Origin of the sequence: Neopusillimonas maritima, assembly GCF_003576595.1 — a bacterium.
GTDB lineage: Bacteria > Pseudomonadota > Gammaproteobacteria > Burkholderiales > Burkholderiaceae_B > Neopusillimonas > Neopusillimonas maritima.
The window spans coordinates 146,662-171,479 of record NZ_NQOU01000004.1; the positions used below are offsets into that span (position 1 = coordinate 146,662).

The window sequence follows — 24,818 nt, forward strand, 5'->3', positions numbered from 1 at the left end:
ATTACTTTTTCAGACCGTGGTCGGGCTGCATGCCGAAATTTTCGATCTCGGTATTCACAAGAATGTCGCCATCGCGCTCAACTTCGCGCAAATAGACGTTCTGAGTGATATGGCGGGTTTCGGGATCGATCTTGGCAGGGCCGCGAGGGCTTTCCCACTCATAGCCTTTAATCGCTTCAATGGCCTTGTCACCGTCTTTCTTGCCGTCAGTCGCTTCAACCATCTTGTGAATGATGTGCATGCCATCGTAGGCACCCACGGACGCATAGTTTTCCAGTGCATCGGCCGCCTGTGCTTTCATGGCCTTTTTGAATTCACGATTGGCGTCTGAGTCGTGCGCGGCCGAATAGTGAAACGCGGTCTTCAAACCCAGTGCGGCATCGCCGAACTTCTGCAAATCGAACTCATCCATTTCCGCAGTGCCAAGGAACTCGATTCCCGCTTCACGCAAACCGTTCTCGTTATAGGCATTCACGAAACCCAAACTGGGTGGGCCGCCAGGAAGAAAGACATAAACCGCTTCGGCACCCGATGCCTTGATACGCTGCGCAAACGGACTGAAGTCATTGGTATTAAGCGGCATGCGAATGCTTTCAACCACCTCGCCGCCCAAACGGGTGAACTCTTCCTTGAATGCGGTCTCCCCATCGACACCCGGCGCATAATCGCTTACGGCTGTGACCACTTTCTTAATACCTTGCTCGTGCGCCCAACGTGCAATAGGCACAGTCACCTGCCACAAGGTGTAGGAAGTTCTGACGAGATAATCGGATTTCGGGGTAATGGACGACGTAGCCGCATTAAAAATGACCGTGGGCGTTTTTGATTCCTGCACCAAAGGCGCAACCGCCATGGCATTGGGCGTAAACACGATACCGCCGAGATAATCGACACGATCGCTCACGATCAATTCCTGGGCGGCGGTTTTTACACCACTGGGATTCGGCCCACCGCTGTCACGATAAATGATTTCGATATCGTGGCCGGCAAACTTGCCCCCTTGCTGTTTCAAATAAGACTCGGCACCATCTTTGAATAACTTGCCATAGTGTGCAAACGGACCCGAGAAAGGGCCAATAATACCCACTTTAACCGTATCGGCGTGAGCAAAACCGGTGATAGAGGCGGCCATCAATGCGATGGCGCCCAAACGAAGCGCTTTCTTCATTTTGTCTCCTGATTTATTAATTTTCGTGCACAGGAAGTGCGCATAACAACGCCACTTTTCTGCCACTTGAAGATCAGTCTAAATTCAACTAGTTGGTATGTCAACTAGTTGAATCACCAACAAGTTGCAATCACAACATGTTGACATATCAAACAAATGGCGCGCACACTCGACGCCGACTGGACGCAATCAGGCACACCGCCTAATATGCCTATCATTGCCTGCACGCGAATTAAATACACATGGGTTTTACGCGATCACTTCAAACCGCCTGGCTAACCGAAGCGGTTCGTCTTTATGAAATCAAGAACGGCCGCTGTGAAGATGCACAGGAAACCCGACAAGCAATCACCCAAGGCAAAACACTGGAAGCGCGCCTGAGTATTCGCGCAAATGCGTTGGCCGAAAAGCTCTCGTTCACACCCAAGGCCAACGTCATTGCCTCACAAGCCCGCTGGGTGCTTTCCGGGCTGCTGTTACTGGGCATTTTGGGCGGCGTTTCAGCTGCCGTCAGCGCGCTGGGCAGCGGGCAGCAACCGGTGAACCTCTTGGTTGCCTTGCTGACCTTGCTTGGCCTGCACCTTGTCACCCTGGTGCTTTGGGTTATTTCACTACAAGTGGATACCGCCGGACCACCCGGCTTGGGCAAAGTATGGCTGGCCCTGACGCGCAAGCTGAATAAACAGGCAGACAACCGCCTGCTGGTGCAGGGGTTGACCAGCACACTGAATCGCACCGGGGCACTTAAACCCACCCTAAGCGTGGTGAGCCATGCCATTTGGGCAAGCCTGATGGTTGCCGTCATCCTTACGCTGCTTGTCCTGCTTTCCGCGAGGCAGTATCAATTCCAATGGGAAACCACCTTGCTGGGGTCGGGCGTTTTTTTGCAATTCACCCAAATACTGGGGTGGCTTCCCTCATTATTGGGCTTTGCAACGCCCGACTCAACCCTTATTGAGACCAGCATCGGCTCGCCCTCCCCGCTTGCCGATGCCGGCATCGTGTGGTCAAGCTGGTTAATCGGTTGCGTTTTGGTTTATGGCTTTATTCCGCGTGCCGCTCTTATGTTGATCTGCATGCGGTGGGCGCAGCGCAGTATTCGGCTCACGCCGATTGACACCACCTTACCCGGTTATATAAACCTGCGCCCACATCTTATGCCGGAAAGCCAGGTGATCGGCATCGACCGCCCTGCCCCGCAAACGCTCTCGCCCACGAAGCCGACCACCGCCGCCGCCTCTTTTGACCACACCAAACCCTTTGCCATATTGGGCCTGGAGTTAACCGTTGACACCCCCTGGCCGCCCATCGCTTTAGGGCAAACAGGAAGCGATTTGGGGCGTGTCGACTCACGCGAGCAGCGCAACCAGGTTTTGCAAACGTTAGAAGCACGCCGGCCTGAACAGATCATTACCGTGTGTGATGCCAGCCAAACACCCGACCGTGGCACTTTGCATTTCCTGCAACAGTTAGCCGCAGCCGGCTCAAACCTGTATGTTGTCGTGCAACCCAGTCAACCCGAAAACAATCGCGACTGGGTCTGGCAGGAACAGATAGAACACCTTCCCGCCAATTCAATACACATAAGCCCCAACCTGCAAACATTGCTCGGCACCCAAGCCAAGCAGCCCAATCATGCAAGCTAATTCAATCATTCCGCTCAAGCTGGCCGTTGTCGGGCACACCAATACAGGCAAAACGTCGTTACTGCGAACGCTGACGCGTGACCCAAATTTTGGGCAGGTTGACAATCGACCGGGCACAACACGGCACGTGGAAACGGTTAGCTTGCAGATTACGCCGGATATTGCAATTCAGCTTCTGGATACGCCGGGGCTTGAAGAAGCAATGGAACTCGGTGCACTCATCGACCAAATCAGCCCACCGGCAACGCGTATTGACGGGCCGGAGAGGATTCAACGCTTCCTTCAATCGACTGAAGGAGTGCAGCGCTTTGAACAGGAGGCACGCGTATTGCAGGGGCTGCTAACCTGCCAGGCAGGCTTATACGTTATAGATGCGCGCGACCCCGTTTTAAGCAAGCACAAGGAAGAATTGGCTATTTTGGCGCAGTGCGGTCGCCCACTGCTGCCCGTGCTTAATTTCATACATGCTCCCGGACAGCGCACCCATGAGTGGCGCCAGGCCTTGTCACGCTTGAACCTGCACGCAATCGTTGAGTTCGACACGGTGGCACCGGCACTGAACGGCGAAGACCAGTTATACGACAAGCTTGCCCTCTTGCTGGATTCATTTTCCAGTTTGTTGAAAAAAATAAAAGCCAGTGTCGCGGAGCAAAAGAAAAAGCGCCATGAAGATGCATTAATGCTCATCGCCGACCTGCTGATCGACGCCGCCGCTTTCCGGCTAACAGCGTCCCCCGATAAGAAAGAAATCGACGTGACCACCCAACAATTGCGGGACACCATCCGGCAACGCGAACAGCAATGCGTCGCGCTATTGCTTCAACGGTTCAACTTTCGCAGCGAAGACTACCTAGATCAGGCCTTACCACTGGAAGGGGAAAAATGGGGCATGGACTTATTCAGCCCCCAGGCCCTTAAAGATGCGGGTGTCGAGGTCGGCCTGGGTGCCGCAACAGGGGCTGCAGCCGGCTTTACGGTAGACCTGGTTACGGGCGGATTAAGCCTGGGCGCCGGAACGCTGGCCGGCGCCGCCGCAGGCGGTTTATGGCAAGGGGCCGAGCGATATGGCCGGCGCCTGTTGGAGCGTTTACGCGGTTACCGCGAAATCAGCCTGAACGACCAGGTCTTGCGCGTGCTGGCTGCACGGCAATTAACATTGCTTGGCGCACTGGAACGGCGCGGGCACGCGGCAACTCAACCGATAGAAATCAAGATGAATGAACACGCTATCGTACAAAACAAACAATTGCCCGATCCACTGCAAGAAGCCCGCGCCAACCCGGATTGGTCAAGCATGAGTGCAACGCACGAAAGCTCACCCAGACGCCGCCGACGCGTCACTGAACTAGCGCAGCAACTCGCACAGGAAGACTAATCGCGTTTCGGGCTGTTCAGCCCCGCCTGCACCGCAGGGCGCGCCTCGAATGCCCTCAATGCCCGAGAGACCTCAGGAAAATCAGCCATACCAAGCAGCTCACTTGCCTCATAAAAATGAACTGCGCTGCGAACCCACGGGAAGATGGCAATATCGACTAAAGAATAATCTTCACCCATTACCCACGGACGCCCGGTTAAACGCTGATTCAAAACATTCAGCAAACGACGTGACTCGCTGACATAGCGATCGCGTGGCCGCTTGTCTTCGTACTCTTTTCCGGCAAACTTGTGAAAGAACCCCACTTGACCAAACATGGGGCCGATACCGCCCATTTGGAACATCAACCATTGAATGGCGTGATAGCGCCCGGCCGGGTCTTGCGGAATCAACTTACCCGTTTTATCGGCCAGATACAGCAAAATCGCACCCGACTCAAACAAAGCCAGCGGCTTTCCGTCGGGGCCGTCCGGATCGATCATGGCCGGAATTTTGTTATTGGGGTTCAGCGACAAGAACTCAGGCGACAATTGGTCATTCTCCTGAAACCGAACCAGATGCGGTTCGTAAGGCAAACCCAGCTCTTCAAGCATAATGGACGCCTTGGCACCATTCGGTGTGGGCAGAGAATACAACTGAATCAGGTCGGGATGCTGCGCCGGCCACTTCTGGGTAATAGGAAAAGCAGATAAATCGTGCATGAATTTAGAAGCCTTGAAATGAATGTATTGAAACAACGATACAGCGTTAATATTCGGCTGAACGCCCGGTTAAAGCCACACCCATTCGTAACAAAGCGTGAGCCCCGGCGTCAAGCCAGCGAGTCCACCATGATACTTTCTCCCACACAAGGGGTGTAACGTGTTGGCTGCTTGACTTTATCTCCGCTTCCAAACGAAGCCGCAAATCGCGGGCAAAATCCTTGTCATCAATATAGACGTTGGCCTCCCTGGCCAATAACAAACTGAATGGATCCATATTGGCCGAACCAACCATCGCCCGGTCGTCGATCACTGCAACTTTGGCATGCAGATAACTTGGCAAGTACTCATAGATTTCGATACCTTGTGCCAGCAAAGTGCCATACATGCTCCGGCAGGCGCGAAACTGCAACGCGTACTCGGAGCGCCCCTGCAAAAGCAAACGCACGCAAACGCGCCGGGCTGCGGCGTCTTGCAAAGCCTTTTTCAAAGCCCTGCTCGGTAAAAAATAGGAATTGGCAATCAACACATACTGCGTCGCACGATTAATGGCGCTGATATAGGCATGTTCAATTAACTTGCGATAACGCACGTTGTCCCGAAAGAGTACCGCCGCGCGCAATGAACCCGCCCCCTTTTTGGCACGATCTGAAACGCCGCCCCTTCTACGGCGCCAGGAACGCAAACGCTTGTAAAAAGAGGCCCAGTTCTCGCGTTGGCGCCAAGCCATTTTGGCCCATAGTGCAACTTGGGCATCGCGCAAATCATTCACCACAGGGCCTTGAACCCGTACCGCAAAATCAAAACGCGGTTTCGGGCCATAACCATCGATAGGCACATCAACCAAATCATCGTGCACATTAATGCCGCCTACGAAGGCAAGCTCCTGGTCGATAACCACCACTTTGCGATGCAAACGCCGCAATCGGCGCAAACTGAAACGATACGAACCTATTCCGCGCGGTTCGGGCCGGTAAACGCGAAATTGAGCACCCATTGCCGAAAATCGGCGCTGTAACTCGGGAATATGCTCAAAGCTGCCAAAACCATCAACCACAACACGCACTTTTACGCCTCGCTCACAGGCCTGAGACAAATGGCGTAAAACACCATAACCCGTTTCATCAAGATTGAAGATATAGGTTTCAAGATGAACGCTATAGCAGGCTTGATCAATTTCCTCGCATAAAGCCGGGAAATAGGCCTGACCGTTCTGCAATAAAGCAATTTCATTGCCCTCACGCCAAAGGGCGAAATCAGCATAATGCCGGGCTCCTGAACGCAATCGCATAGCGCCTCCTTGCCCTTCAGGGTAATTCCAGTTCCGTCAGGATAGGGGCATGATCCGACAGCTGCGTCCAGGGCTTGCCATGCAGAACACGGGCGTGGCGCACCGCGAACCCGCGCTGATAAATACGGTCGAGACGAAACCAGGGAAAAACAGCAGGAAAAGTGCGCGGCGGCGGAGTCATGCGGGCCAGGCCGTTTACACCCAATTCACGGGATTTGCGCGGTAACGGATTATGGCTGCCGAACATGCGAAACGATTGGCCCAGGTTACGAAAGGACTCAGGCAAAGTAAGCGGCCCCGTTTGAGCGGCATGAGGCGCCACCGAAAACACTTCATAAAGGTTTAATTGTTTAACGAACATCGGTGCCAGACGATTGTTCCAGTCATTGAAGTCACCGGCGATAAGTAAAGGGGCGTGTGCAGGAACAAGACGTTTAATCCGGTCAACCAACGCCTGAGTCTGACGCGAGCGCCCTCCCGCGAACAAACCCAGATGAACAACGAAGCAATGCACATCTTGATCGTTAATAGACAAAATTGCGTGCAGCAAACCGCGTTGCTCCAAACGGTGATCCGAGACATCTTCGTTTTCATAATTCAATACCGGAAAACGCGACAGCAGCGCATTCCCATGATCGGTATGTTTACGAACCGCGTTGCAGCCGTAACATACCTGCATGTTTAACGCGGCTGCCAACGACTCGTGTTGCGCATCGAGTGTGGATTGACGCTGATTGCGGCCTTGAACTTCCTGCAGGAACAACAGATCGGGGCGCAAGCCGTAAAGCCCTAGCCGCAACTGCGACAATGACTCGCGGGCTCCCATGGCCGAACGCCCCTTATGAATGTTGTAACTGACAACTCTAAGTACGGACACGGCCAACCCCTTTGCGATTTACGACATCACGTTACACCCTTATGAAGGGCTTTCCACCTTACGCAAACGAATATGCAATTCGCGCAGTTGCTTTTCATCAACCGGCGACGGTGCCTGGGTAAGGAGGCATTGCGCACGTTGGGTTTTAGGGAAGGCAATAACGTCGCGAATTGATTCGGAGCCGGTCATCATGGTGACCAGCCGATCCAGACCGAACGCCACCCCACCATGCGGGGGCGCGCCGTATTGCAGGGCGTCGAGCAGGAAGCCAAATTTTTCCTGCGCTTCTTCCGGGCCGATATTCAAAGCACGGAACACCTTGCTTTGCACGTCGGCACGGTGAATACGCACGGAACCCCCGCCCACTTCCCAACCATTAAGTACCATATCGTACGCTTTGGCCAGCGCCGCACCAGGTTCGGATTCCAAGAGTTCTTCGTGACCGTCTTTCGGGCTGGTAAACGGATGGTGGGCGGCGAAATAGCGGCCCTCTTCAGTGTCGTACTCGAACATGGGAAAATCAACCACCCAAAGCGGCTTCCATCCACTTTCGAACAAACCGTTCTCTTTACCGAAATCACTGTGACCGATTTTCACGCGCAAAGCACCCATTGCATCGTTCACCACTTTGGTTTTATCTGCACCGAAGAAGATCAGATCACCCGATTGGGCGCCGGTGCGCTCAATAAGCGCCGTTAGCGCCTGCTGATGAATATTTTTCACGATAGGCGACTGCAAGCCTTCGGGAATCGCGGCCGCATCGTTAACCTTGATGTAAGCCAAGCCCTTGGCGCCATAGATGCCCACGAATCGTGTGTAAGCATCGATCTCACTGCGAGGCAGGCTGCCACCACCCCGCACCCGCATGGCCACGACACGGCAGGCCTCATCGTTCGCAGGAGCGGAGAAAACCTTGAACTCAACCTCTTTCATAATGTCGGAGATATCGGTGAACTCCAGCTTAACCCGCAGGTCTGGCTTGTCGGAACCGAAACGGCGCATCGCCTCGGCCCAGGTCATAGTGGGGAAGGATTCAGGCAAATCAACGTCTTGCACTGTCTTGAAGACATGACGCATCAAACCTTCGAATATCTCGCGAATTTGCTCTTCATTCAGGAAAGAGGTTTCGCAGTCGATCTGGGTGAACTCCGGCTGCCGGTCTGCGCGCAAGTCTTCGTCGCGAAAGCATTTGGTAATTTGGTAATAACGGTCAAACCCGGACACCATTAACATCTGCTTGAACAGCTGGGGCGACTGCGGCAAAGCAAAAAACTCGCCCGCATTCACGCGCGAAGGAACCAGGTAATCGCGCGCCCCTTCCGGTGTGCTTTTAGTCAACATCGGAGTTTCAATATCCACAAAACCCAGGTCATCCAGATAGCGGCGCACTGCCATTGAAACGCGATAGCGAAGCATTAGGTTGCGCTGCATTTGCGGGCGACGCAAATCGAGTACACGGTGAGTGAGTCGGGTGGTCTCTGAAAGATTTTCATCGTCCAGCTGAAACGGCGGTGTAACCGAGGCATTCAGGATTTCAATATCACGACACAAAATCTCAACGTCGCCCGAGGCCAGATCGGCATTGGTGGTGCCTTCAGGGCGCAAACGTACTAGACCGGTAAGCTTCAGGCAATATTCATTACGAATGCGCTCAGCGGTCGCGAACGCCTCTACGTTATCGGGATCCACCACAACCTGGGCCAGCCCTGCGCGGTCACGCAAGTCGATAAAAATTACGCCACCATGATCGCGACGACGATGCACCCAGCCAAACAAGGTGACGGTTTGGTCCAGTTGATCGCGACCAACCTCGCCGGTGTAGCAAGTACGCATGTGGGAATACTCCGTATTAATTCGTTTTGGTTTAATCAAGACTTCTTGTTTTCGGTGTCGGACGGCACGCTGCCCCCGGGTGCAACCACACCCATGGACACAATATACTTAAGCGCCGTGTCGACGCTCATGTTAAGTACATGAACATCGTCACGCGGCAGCATCAGAAAAAAACCTGATGTGGGATTAGGGGTGGTTGGCACATAAACACTCACATACCCCGGACCAAGCTTATCGGCCACCTCACCACCGGGCGCACCGGTTAAAAAAGCAATGGTCCAGGCGCCCTGACGGGGGTACTGGACCAGGACAGCTTCACGGAAGGCTTGCCCGCTGGGCGATAAAACAGTATCACTAACCTGTTTGACCGAATTATAAATGGAACGCACCAAAGGGATCCGACCCAGCAACCATTCCCAGCGTCCGACCAGGGCCTGGCCGATAAAATTGGCGCCGGCCAGCCCCGTTAAAAACACAACAACAATAACCAATAACAGTTGAAAGCCCGGGATGGCATAACCGAACAACGACTGAGACGTCAGAAACGCGGGCACCACGCTTTCCAGCGTTGTAAAGACCAGCGCCAAAACCCAGATCGTGATAACAAGCGGGATCCAAATCAGCAACCCGGTGACGAAATAACGTTTAAAGCCGCGCATAACCTTGCCTATCTCGGGCGCCTGGTGGCAAGCGAGTAAAGAAAATCAAGCCGCCGGGGTTGAAGTTGATGTGCCAGACGCCGATGAGCCCGAACCCGAGCTCTCGGATGCCGCCGCAGCACTTGCGGGCTTGGTTCCGTTATTGCGGAAATCCGTTACGTACCAGCCCGACCCTTTCAATTGAAAACCGGCAGCGGTGACCTGCTTGGCATAAGTTGATTTGCCGCAGGCAGGACAATCGGTTAACGGAGAGTCAGACATTTTCTGCAACACATCTTGCGCGTGACCGCAGTCTGTGCACCGATAAGCATAAATAGGCACGAGAACACCCCTAAGAAACAAGAATTGACGACTGAGCCAGCCAAACCGACAGATTTTAGCGGTTTTTGCCGATTTGCTCCTGTTCGACCCGTTACAAATAAAACGTGTCTCGACCTAGATGGGGTTTAAAGCGCCAATTGCAAGCAACCAAACAAAAGTTGCAGTATCCTAAGGGGTTCAAATCCTTTTTTTTAGGAACAGCGGGATGACGAGCCTGAACCCCCAACCCTATACGTTTTCACAACGCGCGCAAAAAATTACCAGCTCAACGATTCGTGAAATTCTTAAAGTCACTGAGCGACCGGAAATTATTTCTTTTGCCGGCGGGCTGCCCGCCCCTAAGGGCTTTCCTATCGACATAATTTACGCCGCTTATGAAAAGGTGTTGAACCATAACGGAAAGGCCGCGCTGCAATATGGGCCCACGGAAGGCTATCGCCCGCTGCGCGAATGGGTGGCGCAAGATTTGAAGCGTGTGGGGGCTCACGATGTCAATGTCGACCAGGTTCTGATCGTCTCCGGCTCGCAACAGGCGCTCGACCTGCTTGGAAAGCTCTTTATCGACCCCGGCAGCAAAGTATTGGTCGAGGCGCCCAGCTATCTTGGCGCGCTGCAATCGTTTTCGCTTTACGAACCAAACTACGTTGCGGTCCCAACCGACGACAAAGGCCTCATTCCGGAAGGCCTGACAGACGATCGCGTTGCACATGCCCGCTTCATCTACGCCCTGCCGAACTTCCAGAACCCAACAGGGCGCACTTTGAACCTGGAGCGTCGCAAAGCACTCGTGAAGCGCTGTGCCGAAGCAAACCTGCCCATTATTGAAGACGACCCATACGGCGACCTGCGTTACGCCGGCGAACCACTGCCCGGGTTATTAGGCCTGGGGCGGGAAGTTGGGGCTACCGTGATCCGGCTGGGCAGCTTTTCGAAAGTACTGGCGCCGGGCCTGCGTCTGGGCTATATCGTGGCGCCGGAAGCCATTATTGCCAAACTGGTGCAAATTAAACAGGCCACCGACCTGCATACGGCCACGCTAACCCAAATGGCGGTTTACGAAACAATCCACGAAGGTTTCCTGAACTTTCATTTGCCGGCGGTGCGTGAAATTTACAAAGAACAATGCGGCTATATGCTGGAAGCCATGCAAGAGTTTTTCCCTGCATCGGCCAAGTGGACACGCCCCGAAGGCGGGATGTTCATTTGGGTAACGCTGCCCGAACACATCGACGCCTACGAACTGCTTAGCCGCGCCATCAAGAAACATGTTGCATTTGTGCCGGGTGAACCGTTCTATGCCGGCGCCGAACCTGTGCGCAACACCTTACGCTTAAGTTTTGTCACCGTCTCAAAAGAACGGATTCGGGAAGGCATCGAAATTCTGGGCCGCCTTATCGCTGAAAGCGCGGTCAGCAAAGCAGCGTGAAAACCGGACGTGATCCGGGCCTGCCCGACCTGTCGGACATGCGTCACGACGACTGGGTCGCGCACTATTTGCCTGCTTCCTGGGGGCCGTATGCGCGCCTGTGCCGCCTCGACCGGCCAGTAGGAACTTGGCTAACCCTGCTGCCTTGCCTGGCCGCCTTGGTACAGGCCGCCGATGGCTGGCCCACCCTCTTCCGGCTGTTTATTTTCTCGCTGGGCGCGCTGCTCATGCGCGGCGTTGGTTGCACCATTAATGATATTTTCGATCGCGACATCGACAAAATGGTGGAGCGCACCCGTTTCCGGCCCCTAACCAGCGGCCAGATCACCCTTAAGCAAGCGCTTGTTTTTTTAGTTGCCCAATTGGTGGTGTGCGCCCTTTTATTGCTGGCTATTAACGAATACAGCCGGTGGCTGGCGCTGGCACTCGTCCCCATCGTGATTATCTACCCGCTGTGCAAGCGGTTCACTTATTGGCCGCAAGTTGTGCTGGGCATTGGCTTTAACTGGGGTATGTTAATGGCGTGGTCCGACACCCAAAACACGATCCCCCCGGCAGGCATTGCCCTTTGGGTGGGTGCGGTTCTATGGCAAGTGGGTTACGACACCATTTACGCTTATGTCGACGTCCATGACGACCTGAAACTCGGCGTGAAGTCGGCCGCCATGCGGTTCGCAGAACACGGTAAACTATGGATCAGCGGTATTTACGCCGTCACGCTGGCGCTGTGGATTTACAGTGGTTTTGCGCTGAATTTATCCTGGCCCTATTTTGTGATCATGGCGGTTATTGGCGCACACTTTGCCTGGCAAATGTATGTTTTCAGTATTTCACGCCCCGACCATAATTTCATGTTGTTCAGGTCGAATATGGTGGTCGGCGTGTTAATCATTGCGGCGTCGCTCGCAGGCACACTGCTTTAGCATTTAATTCATCATAAAACCGGCGGCCAGGCCAACACGCCTGGCGCCTAACAAAAAGGTTCGATTCATGCCCAGTTTTATCGAAGCACTGGCAACCTTTCTTTTTGCCGTTGCCATTATCCATACCTTTTCAGTTCCGGTTTTCGCCCGGCTGGCAAACAAAAACGGACCCCATTCAGGCCTTTGGCATATGTTGGCCGAGGTCGAAGCCGTATTCGGCGTATGGGCATTCGCGTTAGTTGTCTTCATGATTGTCAGTGTCGGCGCATCCGATGCCGTCAGCTATATCGACTCGCGAAACTTCACCGAGCCGGCTTTCGTCTTTGCCATTATGGTGGTGGCGGCCAGTAAACCGATCCTTGATTTAGTCGGTGTATCCGTTCGATACATTGCCCGACTCCTGCCCATGCGTATGGAAGTGGCCATGTTCTTCGTCACCATGTCGATCGTGCCACTGGCCGGCTCATTCATTACCGAGCCCGCCGCCATGACCTTGGCCGCCCTATTGTTGCGCGACGCTTACTTCCGTCGCTCTGGGCAGTCCGGTTTCAAGTACATGACGCTCGGTGTGTTGTTCGTTAACATTTCCATTGGCGGGGTGCTAACCGCTTATGCAGCCCCTCCCGTACTCATGGTGGCGTCCACTTTCGGCTGGGATACCGCCTACATGAGCACCCACTTCGGCTGGCGTGCCATTATTGCAGTCTTTATCAACGCCACCCTGCTTACCCTGATTGTGCGCAAGTACCTGGTTAGCAAGGAAATCGGCACAGGCCGTGGCGTTAACGAAGACGACGAAGGCTCCAACCGTCGCCCTCGTGCGCCACTTATCGTCATGGCCATTCACCTGGCCTTCCTGGTAGCCATTGTTCTTACTGCTCACCACCCAGCCATGTTCCTGGGCCTGCTGATGCTGTTTATCGGCTATGCCGAAGCGTACAAGCGTTTCCAGAACCAGTTGCTCATTAAAGAAGGCTTAATGGTTGGCTTCTTCCTGGCCGGCCTGGTTGTTCTGGGTGGCATGCAAAAATGGTGGCTGCAAGACCTGCTGGGCGGCCTTTCGCCCACCATACTGTTCTGGGGTGCAACGGCTTTAACGGCCCTTACCGACAACGCCGCACTGACGTATCTGGGTTCTTTGGTGGAAGGCACCAGCGACCTGTGGCGCTATATGCTGGTGGCGGGCGCGGTAACCGGCGGTGGCTTAACGGTGATTGCCAACGCCCCCAACCCGGCCGGCTTTGCCATTTTGAAAGGCACCTTTCCCGATGGCGCCATTTCGCCCTTGAAGTTGTTGCTGTCGGCACTGGTGCCGACGTTCATTGCCGCCTTCATGTTCCTGCTGCCGAATTCTTTCAGCTAATCGCTGAAGGGCGCGCGGGTTATTTGTTCGAACGGTCTTTGCGCAGCATGCGCACAAGCCACACAAAAAGTGTAATGGAACAAATCAAACCCGCGCCCAGCAGGGCAAGAACAATTACTTCACCGGTTGTCATTCAAGTACCCAGCCATCCCATTATTAAGGGCGCTACCACGAGGCGCCTTTTTCTTCATGCATTTTACGCACCATTGCGTTAAAAAAACGGTCGGCGAAAGCACCTTCACGAATCAACATAGCGGTTAGGTCGGCGCACCGTTGACGCACCTCATTCGCCAACACCGTTTCCTCACCCTGCATCGACGCCGCCTGACACTGAATTTCGGCCGCGCGTTGCACTGTCCAAAGCAAGAAGAATGCCGTTTCAACGGAACGTTCGCCCACCGCCACCCCGTGATTGCGCAGAACCAGCACATGCTTGCTTCCAAGGCTGCTTAGCATACGCGCCTTTTCATCGTCGAAAAGCGTAATCCCTTCAAAATCGTGATACGCCACACGACCGAACAACTGCGCACCATAAAAGTTATTGTGATCAAAGCCGGCTTGCTTTTGCGCTACAGCTGAAATAGGGGTCGTGTGCGTATGAATCAAGCACTGAATATCTTCGCGGGCACCATGCACTGCACTGTGAAGGGCAAAACCGGCGGGATTTGCATCGAACTCTGAAGGAACCGCCTTATTGCCTTCAAGATCGACTTTCAAAAGATTCGCCGGGGTGACTTCACTGTAATTTAGCCCGAAGGGATTCACCAGGTAATGATGGTCCGGCAGACGCAAGGAAATATGATTGAAGATCGTTTCCGTCCATCCAAAAAAATCCACCAACCGATAACAATAGGCAAGCTTTTCGCGCCGGTCCCACTCTTGGTCGGTGCAATCAATGGTTTGTTTCATGCTTGTCATGCGTTTACCACCTCTATTTCACGCTGTTGCCCTAAAAACCGCGCCATCGACACAATATCGCGCGTAACCGGCATGGCAATATCCATCAGGTCTGCCAACTCCATAAACGCATCGCCAATCGCCGCCAGTTCAAGTGTGATGCCCTTGTCGAAATCCTGCAGCATGGACGTTCGCACCGCACCCATGCCGGCCGCCAGCTCCATGAACGTATGAGGGTCATACTGAATTCGGGCCCCATACGCAGCAGCCACCGTTAACCCCTCGTGCAGGATCTTGATCGCAATACGCTTTAAACCAGGATCAGTGTAAATATCCTGCAGTGTGGCTCGCGCCACCACAGACAGTGGGTTGGACGTTAAATTGGCAATCATTTTGGCCCACAGCGGGTCGCGAATTTGGTCGGTTACCCGCGCTTCAATCCCACTGGCCTCGAACACTGTTTTTATTCGATCAAGTCGTGCTGAATACGTATTGTTCGGTTCACCAAAAATCAGCAGATGCGGTGTGGACGACTTCACCACCCCGGGTGCCGTCACTTCCGAAGTAATAAACACCACACATCCCACCACATGCTTGAGCGGAACCATCTTCGCCAGTTCGCCGCTTGAATCGAGCGCCTGCACCGTGCGGCCATCGAATTGCCCCCCGATACCGTGAAAGTACCACCACGGTACGCCATTCACCATAGGAACCACCACGGTATCCGGCCCGATAATAGGCTGCAAGTCGGGCAGAATTCGGGCCAACGACTGCGCTTTCGTACAAACAAAAATAATATCTTGCACGCCAAACTCGCCTGCCCGGCTGCTAGCCCGCACCGGAGCGAGGTGTTCGCCTTCAAGATCGGCAAGCGTAATCCCATTTGCGGTAATTGCCTTTAAGGCGGCGCCACGCGCCAACACATTTACAGAGACTCCGGCCATGGCCAGCCGTGCAGCAACCGTACAACCAATCGCGCCCGCACCGGCAACACATACCTTTAACGTTCCTGCATTTGCCATTTAACCTCCTTGGGCGTCGAATCGTTATTGTTCTAAAAATATTTTACTCTTGAAATATTCCGCCGCACCAACAAGATCGCTTAAACTTCTGACTTTAGGCGCATCACTTTGGATACACTTCCCGAAGGCTTTCTAAACGACCTGGAAACACAGGGCTGGGCCTATTGCGACACACTCATTTGCGACTCATTGCGGGCCCAGTTACTGGACATTGCGGGCCTGTTTTGGAAGCGTGGTCTTTTCCACGCCGCCCATATCGGCCATCTGGCCACAAAAAAGGCCGACCCGGTAATACGGGGCGACCAGATATGCTGGCTTGACGCACACATGCCACAGGCGGCCATACAGGATTTTCTGGCTTTCGCCACCCACCTGCAGAACACACTGAATGCGACTTACTTTCTGGGTTTACGCAGCCAGGAGTTTCACTTTGCCCATTACGAACCAGGCTTTGGCTATAAAAAACACCTGGATCAGCATCGTAACAACCCACACCGAAAGATCTCAGTCGTTTTATACCTGAACGAAAACTGGACGGCCGACGACGGCGGAGAGTTGTGCCTGTATGGACCCGAAAACACCCCGATTGAACAAGCCACCCGGCTTATTCCGGCGCCGGGCAGGCTTGTTGTCTTCCGCAGTGATTTGGTCTGGCATGAGGTCTTGCCGGGGCGCAAACCCCGTTGGAGTCTGACCGGCTGGCTGCGCGACGACTTTTTGCTATCAAACGGTTAGGTATGCGCGGCGCACCTCTTCGTTGTCGGCCAGCTCCTGCATGGAAGCCTGGTAGACCATCTGCCCTTTTTCAAGAACATAGGCACGATCGGACACCAACTCGGCAAAATGCATGTTCTGCTCAGAAAGCAAAATACTGACGCCGCGCTCTTTAAGCTCCATAATCATCTGCACCATCTGCTCAACAATCACCGGAGCAACCCCTTCGGAGGGCTCATCAAGCAGAACAAGAAAGGGATTGCCCATTAGCGCACGGGCGACCGTTAGCATTTGCTGTTCGCCACCGCTCATTCGCCCACCGGGGCGATGCGGCATTTCGCCCAAATTGGGAAACAGCTTGAACAGTTGCTCATGGGTCCACTCGGGTGCGGCGCTCCCGTCACTCCAGCTTCTGGGGGGCTGACGCCCTACCGACAAATTCTCCATCACCGTCAGGTCAGTGAAGATGCGGCGGTCTTCGGGCACGAAAGCCAACCCCAGGCGCGCGGCATGGTACGGTTCGGTTTTCGAGATATCGTGCCCCAGAAAGCGAATGTCGCCACGCCGCTTATCAAGCATCCCCATAATGGTTTTAAGCGTAGTGGATTTGCCGGCTCCATTGCGCCCCATCAGGGCAACCACCTCGCCGCGATTCACATGCAAATCAAACCCGAACAGAATTTGAGCCGCGCCATACCAGGCCTCCAGGCGCTTGGCCTCTAACAATATTTGCGCGCCGCTCATTCAGCCGACTCCTTTTGCAATGTTTTCTTTTCAAACGTTTTCCCGGTGCCGAAGTAGACTTCCTGTACCTTGGGATGGTCACGAATTTCGTCCGGCTTGCCTTCGGCAATGAGCCTTCCCCGCGCCAACACGATCATGCGATCTGCATAGGCAAAAACCACATCCATGCTGTGCTCCGTGAAAAGCACGGCCATATCGCGATCGATGACCAACTGCTTGGTCAGGGCCATAAGGTCGTTACGCTCTTTGGGGGCCATGCCCGCTGTTGGCTCGTCCATAAGCAATAACTTCGGATCATTGGCAATGGCAATCGCCAACTCCACCCGCTTGACGTCACCATAGGCCAGTTCGCTGCAAGGTCGATCGGCTTGTTCGGCCATACCCACCTGCGCCAACAAATCCATGGCTTCCTGCCGCTTGTGGCCGGTAGCGCGCCGCCAGGTGGCAAGCAAGAGGTTATCTGACGACAGCAACGCAAGCTGCACGTTCTCGACCACGGTAAACGAAGAAAAGGTGGCGGCGATCTGAAATGTACGGCCCACACCCATGCGCCAGATATCTCGCGGCGGCATACCAATGAGCTCTTTACCATTGAGCTTGATGGAACCCCGATCTGCTTTCAACTGCCCATTCACCATATTGAAAGTGGTGGACTTGCCTGCACCGTTGGGCCCGATTAAAGCCAGCAACTCGCCTGAATGCAATTCGAAATTAATACCATCAACGGCTTTTACCCCGCCGAACGATTTACCTAAACCGGTTACTGATAACAAACTCATGATGCCCTCCCGGCTTGCGCTGACCCAGCCGGCTTACGACTGAAATGCTCAACCACTTGTTTAATGGTTCCGGCAATACCCAGCGGGAACAGCAGCACCAGAATCAGGATAATGCCGCCCAACATGGCGCGCCAGAAATCGGTGTTGCGCGCCACCGTATCATGCAGCCACGTAAACGACACCGCGCCCACAATCGGCCCCATCAAGTTCTGCATACCACCCAGCAACACCATGACCAGGCCGTCGATCGAGCGGTTTACATAAAGTGTCTCGGGCGCAATACTTCCTTTCGAAAAGGCAAACAGTGACCCTGCCAGACCCGCCACAATACCGCCGTAAACAAAGCCGTACCAGTGAATTCGCTTCACATTGATGCCAATTGCATCGGCACGCAGCGGCGAGTCTCGACCGGCCCGCATGGCGTAACCAAACGGCGAGAACAACACACGTCGCAACCACAATATCCCCACCAGGGTGAGCCCCAATGTCAGGTAGTAATAAGTGGTTTTATCCGACAACCATTCCGACGGCCACACACCGGTTAAGCCGTTACTGCCGCCGGTAAAGTCATCCCACTGGAACACAACCGCCCACACAATCTGGGCGACGGCCAGTGTCAACATGGCCAGGTACACGCCACTTAGGCGAACTGCGAACCAGCCGAAAATAAGCGCGCCAATGCCGGCAACAACCGGCCCTAAGACCAGTGCAAGTTCCATGGGGACGCCCAACGTTTTAACCAGCAACGCCGCACCGTAAGCCCCCAAACCAAAGTAAGCCGCATGGCCGAACGAGTGCATGCCGCCCGGACCCATAATGAAATACAAACTGGTGGCGAAAAGGCTTGCTATGAGAATGTCATTCAGCAGTACGGTGAGGTACGGGAAATCCGAGAAAATTTCAGGCGTTGCAACCAGGAACAATACCAAAATAGCCGCGCCGATTTTGAAAGCTTTACTGGCTGGAATCAACGGCATCTCCCCCGCATTGGCATTATGCCCTGCGGAAGGCGCCCTGCCCAGCAAACCCCATGGTCGGATGATCAACACGACCGCCATCACCAGGAATTCAACCACCAGCGTTAGCTTCGAGAATGAAATCTCGAAGCCGAATATTTCGACCAAACCCAGCCACATACAGATAGCTTTAAGCTCGGCAATTAATAACGCAGCAATGTAAGCACCGGTGATGGAACCCATGCCACCCACCACCACGATGACAAAAGCGGCGCCAATAATATGGATATCCATTTCAAGGTTGGCCGGCTCACGCGGCAGTTGCAAAGCGCCGCCCAGTGCAGCCAAAGCAGCGCCCAAGGCAAATACCGCCGTAAACAACCAGGCTTGGTTCACCCCTAACGCACTGACCATAGAGCGATCTTGCGTTGCTGCGCGTACCAGCGTGCCCCATTTTGTGCGTGTTAACAATAACCACAACAAACCCAGGAACACGGGGCCCACGGCAATCAGGAACAAGTCATATTCGGGAAACTGCCGGCCCAAAATTTCAACGGCGCCTTCCAGGCCCGGCGCACGCGGGCCAAGCAGTTCTTCCGGCCCCCAGAACCATAAAACGGCATCGCGCACCATTAAGGCAACGGCAAACGTGGCCAGCAACTGGAACAATTCCGGCGCGTGATAAATACGACGTAACAGGAAAATTTCAATCAGTGCGCCAAAGACGCCCACCAGGATCGCCGCCAAAACAATGGCCGGCCAAAAGCCCAGCGAATCTTCCAAATGCATCACCAACGAATACGCAACATATATACCGACCATATAAAATGAGCCGTGTGCGAAGTTAACGATGCGGGTAACACCAAAAATCAATGACAACCCTGCGGCGACCAGAAAAAGCGACGACGCGCCTGCCAGGCCGTTCAGTAGCTGAACCAAAAATCCTGAGAAATCCATGGGAACCTGCTGCTGGTTAGATCAAATGGGCGGGGACACCGGCTTGAAAGGCGCCCCCGCATCTAGGACGGTCTTTTAGCCGTCTTTACGCAATTGCTTGACAACGTCGTCGGGCGGCTGCAACTCTTCACCCGGAATGTATTCGCCTTCAGGCATCACGCCGCGGTTATTTTCCACTGCCAACTTGCCTACGTGAATTCCCATGGTCGACTGGTTATCAAGTTCACGGAACTTAACCGGGCCAAACGGTGTCACGAACTCCAGTCCCTTGAAAGCCTTGATCAGCGCTTCCGTGTCGGTTGAGCCGGCTTTTTCAATACCTGCAGCCAGCGCCATAACCGTGGAATAACCAATCACCGAATTCAAGCGCGGATAGTCATCGTACTTTTCTTCGTAGGCCTTGATGAACGCATCATGCTCCGGCGTATCAATTGATGTATAGGGATAGCCGGTGACAATCCAGCCGTCCGGCGCATCAGCACGCAGTGGGTCGAGGTATTCAGGCTCGCCCGTCAGCAAGCTCACAACAGTGCGTCCTTCGAACAAACCCCGTGTTTTGCCTTCGCGCGCAAACTTGGTGAGGTCAGGCCCGAACAATACGTTGAAAATTGCATCGGGCTTGGCATCAGCCAGTGCCTGTACAGCCGGTCCTGGATCAAGGCGACCAAAAGGCGGCGCCTGTTCAGCAACGAACTCGACATCGGGTTGCAAACGCTTTAGCTCAGCCTTGAATGACGCGACAGCGGCCTGACCGTATTCATAGTTAGGGTAAATGAGCGCCCAGCGCTTCTTGTTTGCAGCTGCCGCAGCAGGCGCAACGGACGCGGCCAATGCGTGAGTACCTGCACGCAAGCGGTAGGTGTAACGGTTGCCGTTATCCCACACCACTTTGTCACTTAACGGGCCCGAAGCCAGGAAGAAACGTTCACGCTGCTTGGCAAAGTCGGTTACGGCCAAACCAACGTGCGATAGCGTCACGCCGGCCAGAATATCGACGTTATCCCGTGAAATCAGTTCCTCGGCAATTCGCACAGCATCGCCGGCATTGGCGTTGTCGTCGCGAAAAATGGTTTCCAGCTTCTTACCCAACACGCCGCCTTTTGCATTGACCTGCTCTTGCGCCAGCTCCCACCCTTTTTTATAGGGCTCCAAGTTGGCCGGCAACGTTTTATAGCTGTTGATTTCACCAATAAGAATGGTGTCTTTCTCTGCGGCGGCGTGGCCTGAGTAGGCCGCTAACCCGACTGTCATCGCTGCGGCAACAGTCATTTGTTTGAATAACTTCATCACTTATCTCCCGATAGCTCTTCATGAGCCGGTTAGGCATGTAATACAGCACTACACAACTGACTTCATTAATGCACACAACCATCGCAGGCCGCGTCGTACAACAGTTTCGGGCCACCTTAAATGTAGCGGCTACCGAAAATAATTGTAGTGAGCACTAAAGACAAAAAAATACTAAGGGAAATAAATGCGTGGCGCAATGTGGGTTTTTCCCACCTTTTTAACTTTTCTGATTAAAGTATGTAATTATTTGTAACGTTCAGTGCAGGGAATTTTGCACGTGATGCCTTAGATTGAACACATGATATCGGCGCCCGACGCAGCAATGCCCGCTTTATCCTTTGCCCAGGCCACTTCCATATCGCGCGGCAGGGTCACACCGTTTTTAACCGCCAACACTTCCGCCATAATGCTCACTGCAATTTCAGAGGGTGTTTTGCTACCGATAAAAATGCCGATAGGGCCGCGCAAACGCTGCAACGACGCTTCGGTTTGATCGAAATGCTCAATCATGCGCTGACGGCGCGCCGTATTATTGCTACGCGAGCCGATCGCCCCAATGTAGAACGCCTCGGTCTCCAATGCTTCCAGCAAGGCCAGATCGTCCAGCTTCGGGTCGTGCGTTAAGGCAATAATGCACGAGCGCCGATCGGCCTTGAACGCCGTAACGACATCGTCGGGCATGTCAGACACCACTTTAACCCCCGGCACCGACCAACTCCCACGATACTCCTCGCGCGGATCGCATACCGTCACATCAAACCCATTGAACAAAGCCATGGTGGCAAGATATTCCGTCAGTTGGCCCGCGCCAATCAGCAACATGCGGTAAGCCGGGCCAAAAGTATTGACCAGCACAGCATCATCAATTAACAAAGCTTGCGGCAACTCGGCGGGCGCTATATGCACTTGCCCCGTTGCCAACTCAACTTGACGACGCATTAAATGCCCGGTTTCCAGTTGCGTGATTAATGTGGTCAGCGCCTGGGCGTCGGCGTCGAACTCAAGCAGAAGCTCAAGGGTTCCTCCGCACGGCAAGCCAAACCGGTGAGCTTCATCGGCCTTAATGCCATATTTCAGAAAACGGGGCGGCCCGTGCGGCATTTCCTCTTGCTCAGGATTGCCTGCATATGCTTGCGAAAACCGGAAAACCAGATCGTCTTCAATGCAACCACCCGACACAGACCCCACCACTGAGCCGTCTTCGCACATGGCCATAATGGATCCAACCGGGCGGGGTGATGACCCCCAGGTGCGCACAACCGTTGCCAGCAACGCCCGCTTGCCCGATTGGCGCCAATCACGCAATGCGCGCAAAACAACCAGATCCAGATTCTCCATGCTTTCACCTGCTACCAATACATTTTTTACGGCTTAACAAACTTCAGCGTCATGCGGTCGCTCTCGCCAATGGCCAGGTATTTGTCGCGATTCGCTTCTTTATTGCGCAAACTGGGGGGCAAGGCCCAAACACCGCCAGGGTGATCGGCCGTATCTTTTGGATTCGCATTTACCTCGGACTTTTCAGCCAGACGAAAACCCACGCTTTCAGCCATTTTGATGACATACGACTCATGCATGTAGCCCGAACTTGCCGTGGCGTCTTGCTCACGATCTTCAGGCAAACGGTGCTCAACCACGCCGAAAACACCGCCGGGTTTCAAAGCGGTATAGGCACTGCGGAAAATATCACGCATGACCGGCTCGCCATAACTCATCCAGTTATGCAAATTGCGAAACGTCAATACCATATCGGCAGAACCGGGCTTGGCATACTGAAGCTGCTCGGGCGGCTCGAAAACCGTGACCTTGGCTCGATCGAAAAGGGCTGGCTTACTTGCGAGTTTTTCCTGGAAAACAGCCGCATAGCGCCGATAATTCGCGCGGCTTGATTCAGGGTTATAAACCCCTGCAATATATTGACCTTTGTCGCGCAAATACGGCGCCAGAATTTCGGTATACCAGCCGCCGCCGGGGGTTAACTCCACCACTGTCATATTGGGTTGAATACCGAAGAACATCAGCGTTTCGTATGGGTTGCGCCAAGCATCACGCGCGGTGTTCTTTTCCAGGCGCTGGTCGCTGTTAACGGCAGCTTTCAACGCGGTGTCGGCATACGCAGGTGCGCTGAACACCAGCCCGGCAACAAAGGGCAACACGGCCAATAACCACTTTCTCATTTTGCTTCTTTTCCCATTGGTTTTCCTATCAAAACAACTATACACCCAGACTTACACCTGGAGCACTGTTTCGCATTGGTGCGCCGCCTGCAAAAGCAATGCATCGCCCCCTTTTAACCCGGCCAGCTGCAACCCCACCGGAAAGCCCTCGGCATCGCGCCCGCAAGGTAAGGAAATTGCCGGCACCCCGGTTAAATTGAACGGCAGTGTCAAACGCGTCAAAACCGATCGCAGCGGTATGGATTTCCCATGACTTTCCAGCACCGCCTGCGGATCACACGCACCGGTTACGGTGGTGGGGGTCACAATGGCATCCGCCCCATTCAGTAAAGGAGCCTCAAGTGCCTCGGCCAGCACGCGGCGCAAACGCTGCGCCTTAATATAATCAATAGCACGAATAAACTGGCCCGCTTCAAGACGGGTGCGCACTTCCCGACCCATGACATGCGCCTGCTGCAAGCCCAACTCTTCGTGTGCCTGTGTGGCTTCCGACGCCATCGTGAAATGCTGCAAAGTGGGTGACATATCGAGCGCCGGCAACACACCACGTTCAATTTTCACGCCCGCCGACTCAAGACGCGCCAGCGCTGACTCGAACGCGGTCAGCACACTCGGCTCGATCAGATCAAAACTGTAATTGGTGGGGCAAAACAGCCTCAGCTGAGAAGCACTGCCAAATTGCAAAGGTTGCCAATACGACTGTGCGTCGTGCCCTGACATTATCGCCGTGACCCAGGCGGCATCAACCGTTGTATGAGCGAACACCCCCACGTGGTCTAGGGACCACGCCAATGGCACTAAGTCTTCGCGCGAAACGAGGTCGTAAGAGCCTTTGTAACCCACCACGCCGCACATCGCCGCCGGCATGCGCGCCGAGCCGGCGGTATCCGTGCCCAAGGCAATATCCGCCATCCCCGTTGCCAAAGCCACGGCCGAACCTCCGCTGGAGCCACCCGGCGAACGGGTCGAATCCTGTGGATGTCCCACCGAACCGTAATGCGGGTTGTCAGACACTCCGCCATAACAAAGTTCATGCAGATTGGTCATGCCAATAACAATCGCTCCGGCAGATTCAAGGGCGACAACACAAGGCGCACTTTCTTGCGGCACAACCGATGCCAGAGACTCAGAGCCGGCCCGCATCGGCAAACCCGCCACCGGAATGCAATCTTTCACCGCCACCACAACACCCGCCATCGGGCCACAATGCCGACCGGCTTGAATCTGCCGCTGTAATTCTTGCGCTTTGGTCAGCGCCCCCTCATGATCAACAAACAAAAACGCATTCAAGTCAGACCGCGCCTTGATACGGTCGAGGCAAGCCTGAACATGCTCAACCGGATCCAGCCGGCCCTCTTTAATGCGGGCCACATGTGCCGCCAAACGACCTTTCTTGATCAACTCATCTGCTTGAGTGCCACCCGCAACACGCGCCCGAAACAAGTCAGACCTTGCACCGGCCTGGGGTAAACCAAAAGGGTCGCTGGCGCGGCAAGACAATGCCGCGAGCTTGTCGTTATCAGAAAGGTTACGCTCAATACGCGCACACCAATCATCCAACCGGTCGCTATGATGCAGTTGATAAAACTCTGATGCGGCAGCAATATAGCGACGTAATGCGTCTGCTCGTTCCAATGGTGCCTGGCCAGCCATACGGGGTCTCCTGATATCGTTTTAGGTAGCGACCAAAGCGTTACAC

The 24,818-nt window shown here is 54.2% G+C and carries 22 protein-coding genes; 6 read left to right on the forward strand and 16 right to left on the reverse strand.

Annotated elements, in window-relative coordinates; all coding sequences use genetic code 11:
• Position 1: 1 nt before the first annotated feature.
• Entirely contained in the window at positions 2–1,168 is a 1,167-nt protein-coding gene (locus CJO09_RS11095) for an ABC transporter substrate-binding protein (RefSeq protein ID WP_119442397.1), read from the reverse strand.
• A 242-nt stretch (positions 1,169–1,410) separates the two neighbouring features.
• On the opposite strand from CJO09_RS11095, the gene CJO09_RS11100 reads away from it, so the two are divergent.
• Entirely contained in the window at positions 1,411–2,814 is a 1,404-nt protein-coding gene (locus CJO09_RS11100) for a DUF2868 domain-containing protein (RefSeq protein WP_119442398.1), read from the forward strand.
• Positions 2,804–4,189: a DUF3482 domain-containing protein gene (locus CJO09_RS11105; protein WP_119442399.1), complete on the forward strand. Its 1,386-nt coding sequence runs from the start codon at positions 2,804–2,806 to the stop codon at positions 4,187–4,189. Before CJO09_RS11100 ends, CJO09_RS11105 begins: the two co-directional genes overlap by 11 nt.
• Here CJO09_RS11105 and CJO09_RS11110 read toward each other — a convergent pair.
• From CJO09_RS11110 to CJO09_RS11135, 6 genes are read right to left on the reverse strand one after another with little or no spacing between them, the layout of a single operon-like run.
• Positions 4,186–4,890: a glutathione S-transferase N-terminal domain-containing protein gene (locus CJO09_RS11110; protein WP_119442400.1), complete on the reverse strand. Its 705-nt coding sequence runs from the start codon at positions 4,888–4,890 to the stop codon at positions 4,186–4,188. The genes CJO09_RS11105 and CJO09_RS11110 overlap by 4 nt on opposite strands.
• Positions 4,891–4,936: 46 nt before the next feature.
• Complete coding sequence (clsB, locus tag CJO09_RS11115; protein ID WP_119442401.1) at positions 4,937–6,181, reverse strand: cardiolipin synthase ClsB; 1,245 nt, start codon at positions 6,179–6,181, stop codon at positions 4,937–4,939.
• 16 nt (positions 6,182–6,197) lie between these two features.
• Entirely contained in the window at positions 6,198–7,058 is an 861-nt protein-coding gene (locus CJO09_RS11120) for an endonuclease/exonuclease/phosphatase family protein (protein WP_114420356.1), read from the reverse strand.
• A gap of 39 nt (positions 7,059–7,097) precedes the next feature.
• Positions 7,098–8,891 (reverse strand): aspartate--tRNA ligase, encoded by a 1,794-nt coding sequence (gene aspS / locus CJO09_RS11125; RefSeq protein WP_119442402.1) that lies wholly within the window; start codon positions 8,889–8,891, stop codon positions 7,098–7,100.
• 35 nt (positions 8,892–8,926) lie between these two features.
• Positions 8,927–9,550, reverse strand: a complete 624-nt coding sequence (locus CJO09_RS11130) for a DUF502 domain-containing protein (RefSeq protein WP_119442403.1) — start codon at positions 9,548–9,550, stop codon at positions 8,927–8,929.
• A 45-nt stretch (positions 9,551–9,595) separates the two neighbouring features.
• A complete protein-coding gene (locus CJO09_RS11135) occupies positions 9,596–9,871 on the reverse strand; it encodes an FmdB family zinc ribbon protein (RefSeq protein WP_119442404.1) in 276 nt (91 codons plus the stop codon).
• 205 nt (positions 9,872–10,076) lie between these two features.
• Here CJO09_RS11135 and CJO09_RS11140 point away from each other — a divergent pair, with 205 nt between their 5' ends.
• From CJO09_RS11140 to CJO09_RS11150, 3 genes are all read left to right on the forward strand, one after another.
• On the forward strand, positions 10,077–11,297 hold the full coding sequence (locus CJO09_RS11140) for an aminotransferase-like domain-containing protein (RefSeq protein WP_119442405.1): 1,221 nt from the start codon (positions 10,077–10,079) through the stop codon (positions 11,295–11,297).
• A gap of 38 nt (positions 11,298–11,335) precedes the next feature.
• Positions 11,336–12,220: a 4-hydroxybenzoate octaprenyltransferase gene (gene ubiA / locus CJO09_RS11145; RefSeq protein WP_114420513.1), complete on the forward strand. Its 885-nt coding sequence runs from the start codon at positions 11,336–11,338 to the stop codon at positions 12,218–12,220.
• A 67-nt stretch (positions 12,221–12,287) separates the two neighbouring features.
• Positions 12,288–13,583, forward strand: coding sequence for a putative Na+/H+ antiporter (locus CJO09_RS11150; protein WP_119442406.1), 1,296 nt, complete (start codon positions 12,288–12,290; stop codon positions 13,581–13,583).
• A 165-nt stretch (positions 13,584–13,748) separates the two neighbouring features.
• On the opposite strand, the gene CJO09_RS11155 is transcribed toward CJO09_RS11150, so the two are convergent.
• Together CJO09_RS11155 and CJO09_RS11160 are read right to left on the reverse strand one after the other, a co-directional pair.
• Positions 13,749–14,501, reverse strand: a complete 753-nt coding sequence (locus tag CJO09_RS11155) for a class II aldolase/adducin family protein (RefSeq protein ID WP_119442407.1) — start codon at positions 14,499–14,501, stop codon at positions 13,749–13,751.
• The gene (locus CJO09_RS11160; RefSeq protein WP_119442408.1) at positions 14,498–15,502 is read right to left on the reverse strand and encodes a ketopantoate reductase family protein; all 1,005 of its coding nucleotides are present in this window, start codon (positions 15,500–15,502) and stop codon (positions 14,498–14,500) included. Before CJO09_RS11160 ends, CJO09_RS11155 begins: the two co-directional genes overlap by 4 nt.
• A 108-nt stretch (positions 15,503–15,610) precedes the next feature.
• Between CJO09_RS11160 and CJO09_RS11165 the strand changes: the two genes are divergently transcribed.
• A complete protein-coding gene (locus CJO09_RS11165; protein WP_119442409.1) occupies positions 15,611–16,237 on the forward strand; it encodes a 2OG-Fe(II) oxygenase in 627 nt (208 codons plus the stop codon).
• On the opposite strand, the gene CJO09_RS11170 is transcribed toward CJO09_RS11165, so the two are convergent.
• The 7 genes from CJO09_RS11170 to CJO09_RS11200 all read right to left on the reverse strand — a co-directional run bounded on the left by CJO09_RS11170 (position 16,226) and on the right by CJO09_RS11200 (position 24,772).
• Positions 16,226–16,960 (reverse strand): ABC transporter ATP-binding protein, encoded by a 735-nt coding sequence (locus CJO09_RS11170; protein ID WP_119442410.1) that lies wholly within the window; start codon positions 16,958–16,960, stop codon positions 16,226–16,228. The genes CJO09_RS11165 and CJO09_RS11170 overlap by 12 nt on opposite strands.
• Complete coding sequence (locus tag CJO09_RS11175; RefSeq protein WP_114420344.1) at positions 16,957–17,739, reverse strand: ABC transporter ATP-binding protein; 783 nt, start codon at positions 17,737–17,739, stop codon at positions 16,957–16,959. Before CJO09_RS11175 ends, CJO09_RS11170 begins: the two co-directional genes overlap by 4 nt.
• The gene (locus tag CJO09_RS11180; protein ID WP_119442411.1) at positions 17,736–19,652 is read right to left on the reverse strand and encodes an ABC transporter permease; all 1,917 of its coding nucleotides are present in this window, start codon (positions 19,650–19,652) and stop codon (positions 17,736–17,738) included. Before CJO09_RS11180 ends, CJO09_RS11175 begins: the two co-directional genes overlap by 4 nt.
• 75 nt (positions 19,653–19,727) lie before the next feature.
• Positions 19,728–20,939, reverse strand: coding sequence for an ABC transporter substrate-binding protein (locus CJO09_RS11185; RefSeq protein WP_119442412.1), 1,212 nt, complete (start codon positions 20,937–20,939; stop codon positions 19,728–19,730).
• Between the two features lie 288 nt (positions 20,940–21,227).
• Complete coding sequence (locus CJO09_RS11190; protein WP_119442413.1) at positions 21,228–22,280, reverse strand: XdhC family protein; 1,053 nt, start codon at positions 22,278–22,280, stop codon at positions 21,228–21,230.
• A 26-nt stretch (positions 22,281–22,306) separates the two neighbouring features.
• The gene (locus CJO09_RS11195) at positions 22,307–23,119 is read right to left on the reverse strand and encodes a class I SAM-dependent methyltransferase (protein WP_119442414.1); all 813 of its coding nucleotides are present in this window, start codon (positions 23,117–23,119) and stop codon (positions 22,307–22,309) included.
• 51 nt (positions 23,120–23,170) lie between these two features.
• Positions 23,171–24,772 (reverse strand): amidase, encoded by a 1,602-nt coding sequence (locus CJO09_RS11200; RefSeq protein WP_119442415.1) that lies wholly within the window; start codon positions 24,770–24,772, stop codon positions 23,171–23,173.
• Positions 24,773–24,818: the final 46 nt, after the last annotated feature.

Bases quoted from the DNA above. Each gene is read 5' to 3' on its own strand.
- CJO09_RS11175 (WP_114420344.1), bottom strand. From the start codon at position 17,739: ATGAGTTTGTTATCAGTAACCGGTTTAGGTAAATCGTTCGGCGGGGTA.
- CJO09_RS11130 (WP_119442403.1), bottom strand. From the start codon at position 9,550: ATGCGCGGCTTTAAACGTTATTTCGTCACCGGGTTGCTGATTTGGATC.
- aspS (WP_119442402.1), bottom strand. From the start codon at position 8,891: ATGCGTACTTGCTACACCGGCGAGGTTGGTCGCGATCAACTGGACCAA.
- CJO09_RS11160 (WP_119442408.1), bottom strand. From the start codon at position 15,502: ATGGCAAATGCAGGAACGTTAAAGGTATGTGTTGCCGGTGCGGGCGCG.
- CJO09_RS11140 (WP_119442405.1), top strand. From the start codon at position 10,077: ATGACGAGCCTGAACCCCCAACCCTATACGTTTTCACAACGCGCGCAA.
- clsB (WP_119442401.1), bottom strand. From the start codon at position 6,181: ATGCGATTGCGTTCAGGAGCCCGGCATTATGCTGATTTCGCCCTTTGG.
- CJO09_RS11195 (WP_119442414.1), bottom strand. From the start codon at position 23,119: ATGAGAAAGTGGTTATTGGCCGTGTTGCCCTTTGTTGCCGGGCTGGTG.
- CJO09_RS11180 (WP_119442411.1), bottom strand. From the start codon at position 19,652: ATGGATTTCTCAGGATTTTTGGTTCAGCTACTGAACGGCCTGGCAGGC.
- CJO09_RS11155 (WP_119442407.1), bottom strand. From the start codon at position 14,501: ATGACAAGCATGAAACAAACCATTGATTGCACCGACCAAGAGTGGGAC.
- CJO09_RS11100 (WP_119442398.1), top strand. From the start codon at position 1,411: ATGGGTTTTACGCGATCACTTCAAACCGCCTGGCTAACCGAAGCGGTT.
- ubiA (WP_114420513.1), top strand. From the start codon at position 11,336: ATGCGTCACGACGACTGGGTCGCGCACTATTTGCCTGCTTCCTGGGGG.
- CJO09_RS11150 (WP_119442406.1), top strand. From the start codon at position 12,288: ATGCCCAGTTTTATCGAAGCACTGGCAACCTTTCTTTTTGCCGTTGCC.
- CJO09_RS11110 (WP_119442400.1), bottom strand. From the start codon at position 4,890: ATGCACGATTTATCTGCTTTTCCTATTACCCAGAAGTGGCCGGCGCAG.
- CJO09_RS11105 (WP_119442399.1), top strand. From the start codon at position 2,804: ATGCAAGCTAATTCAATCATTCCGCTCAAGCTGGCCGTTGTCGGGCAC.
- CJO09_RS11170 (WP_119442410.1), bottom strand. From the start codon at position 16,960: ATGAGCGGCGCGCAAATATTGTTAGAGGCCAAGCGCCTGGAGGCCTGG.
- CJO09_RS11190 (WP_119442413.1), bottom strand. From the start codon at position 22,280: ATGGAGAATCTGGATCTGGTTGTTTTGCGCGCATTGCGTGATTGGCGC.
- CJO09_RS11095 (WP_119442397.1), bottom strand. From the start codon at position 1,168: ATGAAGAAAGCGCTTCGTTTGGGCGCCATCGCATTGATGGCCGCCTCT.
- CJO09_RS11200 (WP_119442415.1), bottom strand. From the start codon at position 24,772: ATGGCTGGCCAGGCACCATTGGAACGAGCAGACGCATTACGTCGCTAT.
- CJO09_RS11185 (WP_119442412.1), bottom strand. From the start codon at position 20,939: ATGAAGTTATTCAAACAAATGACTGTTGCCGCAGCGATGACAGTCGGG.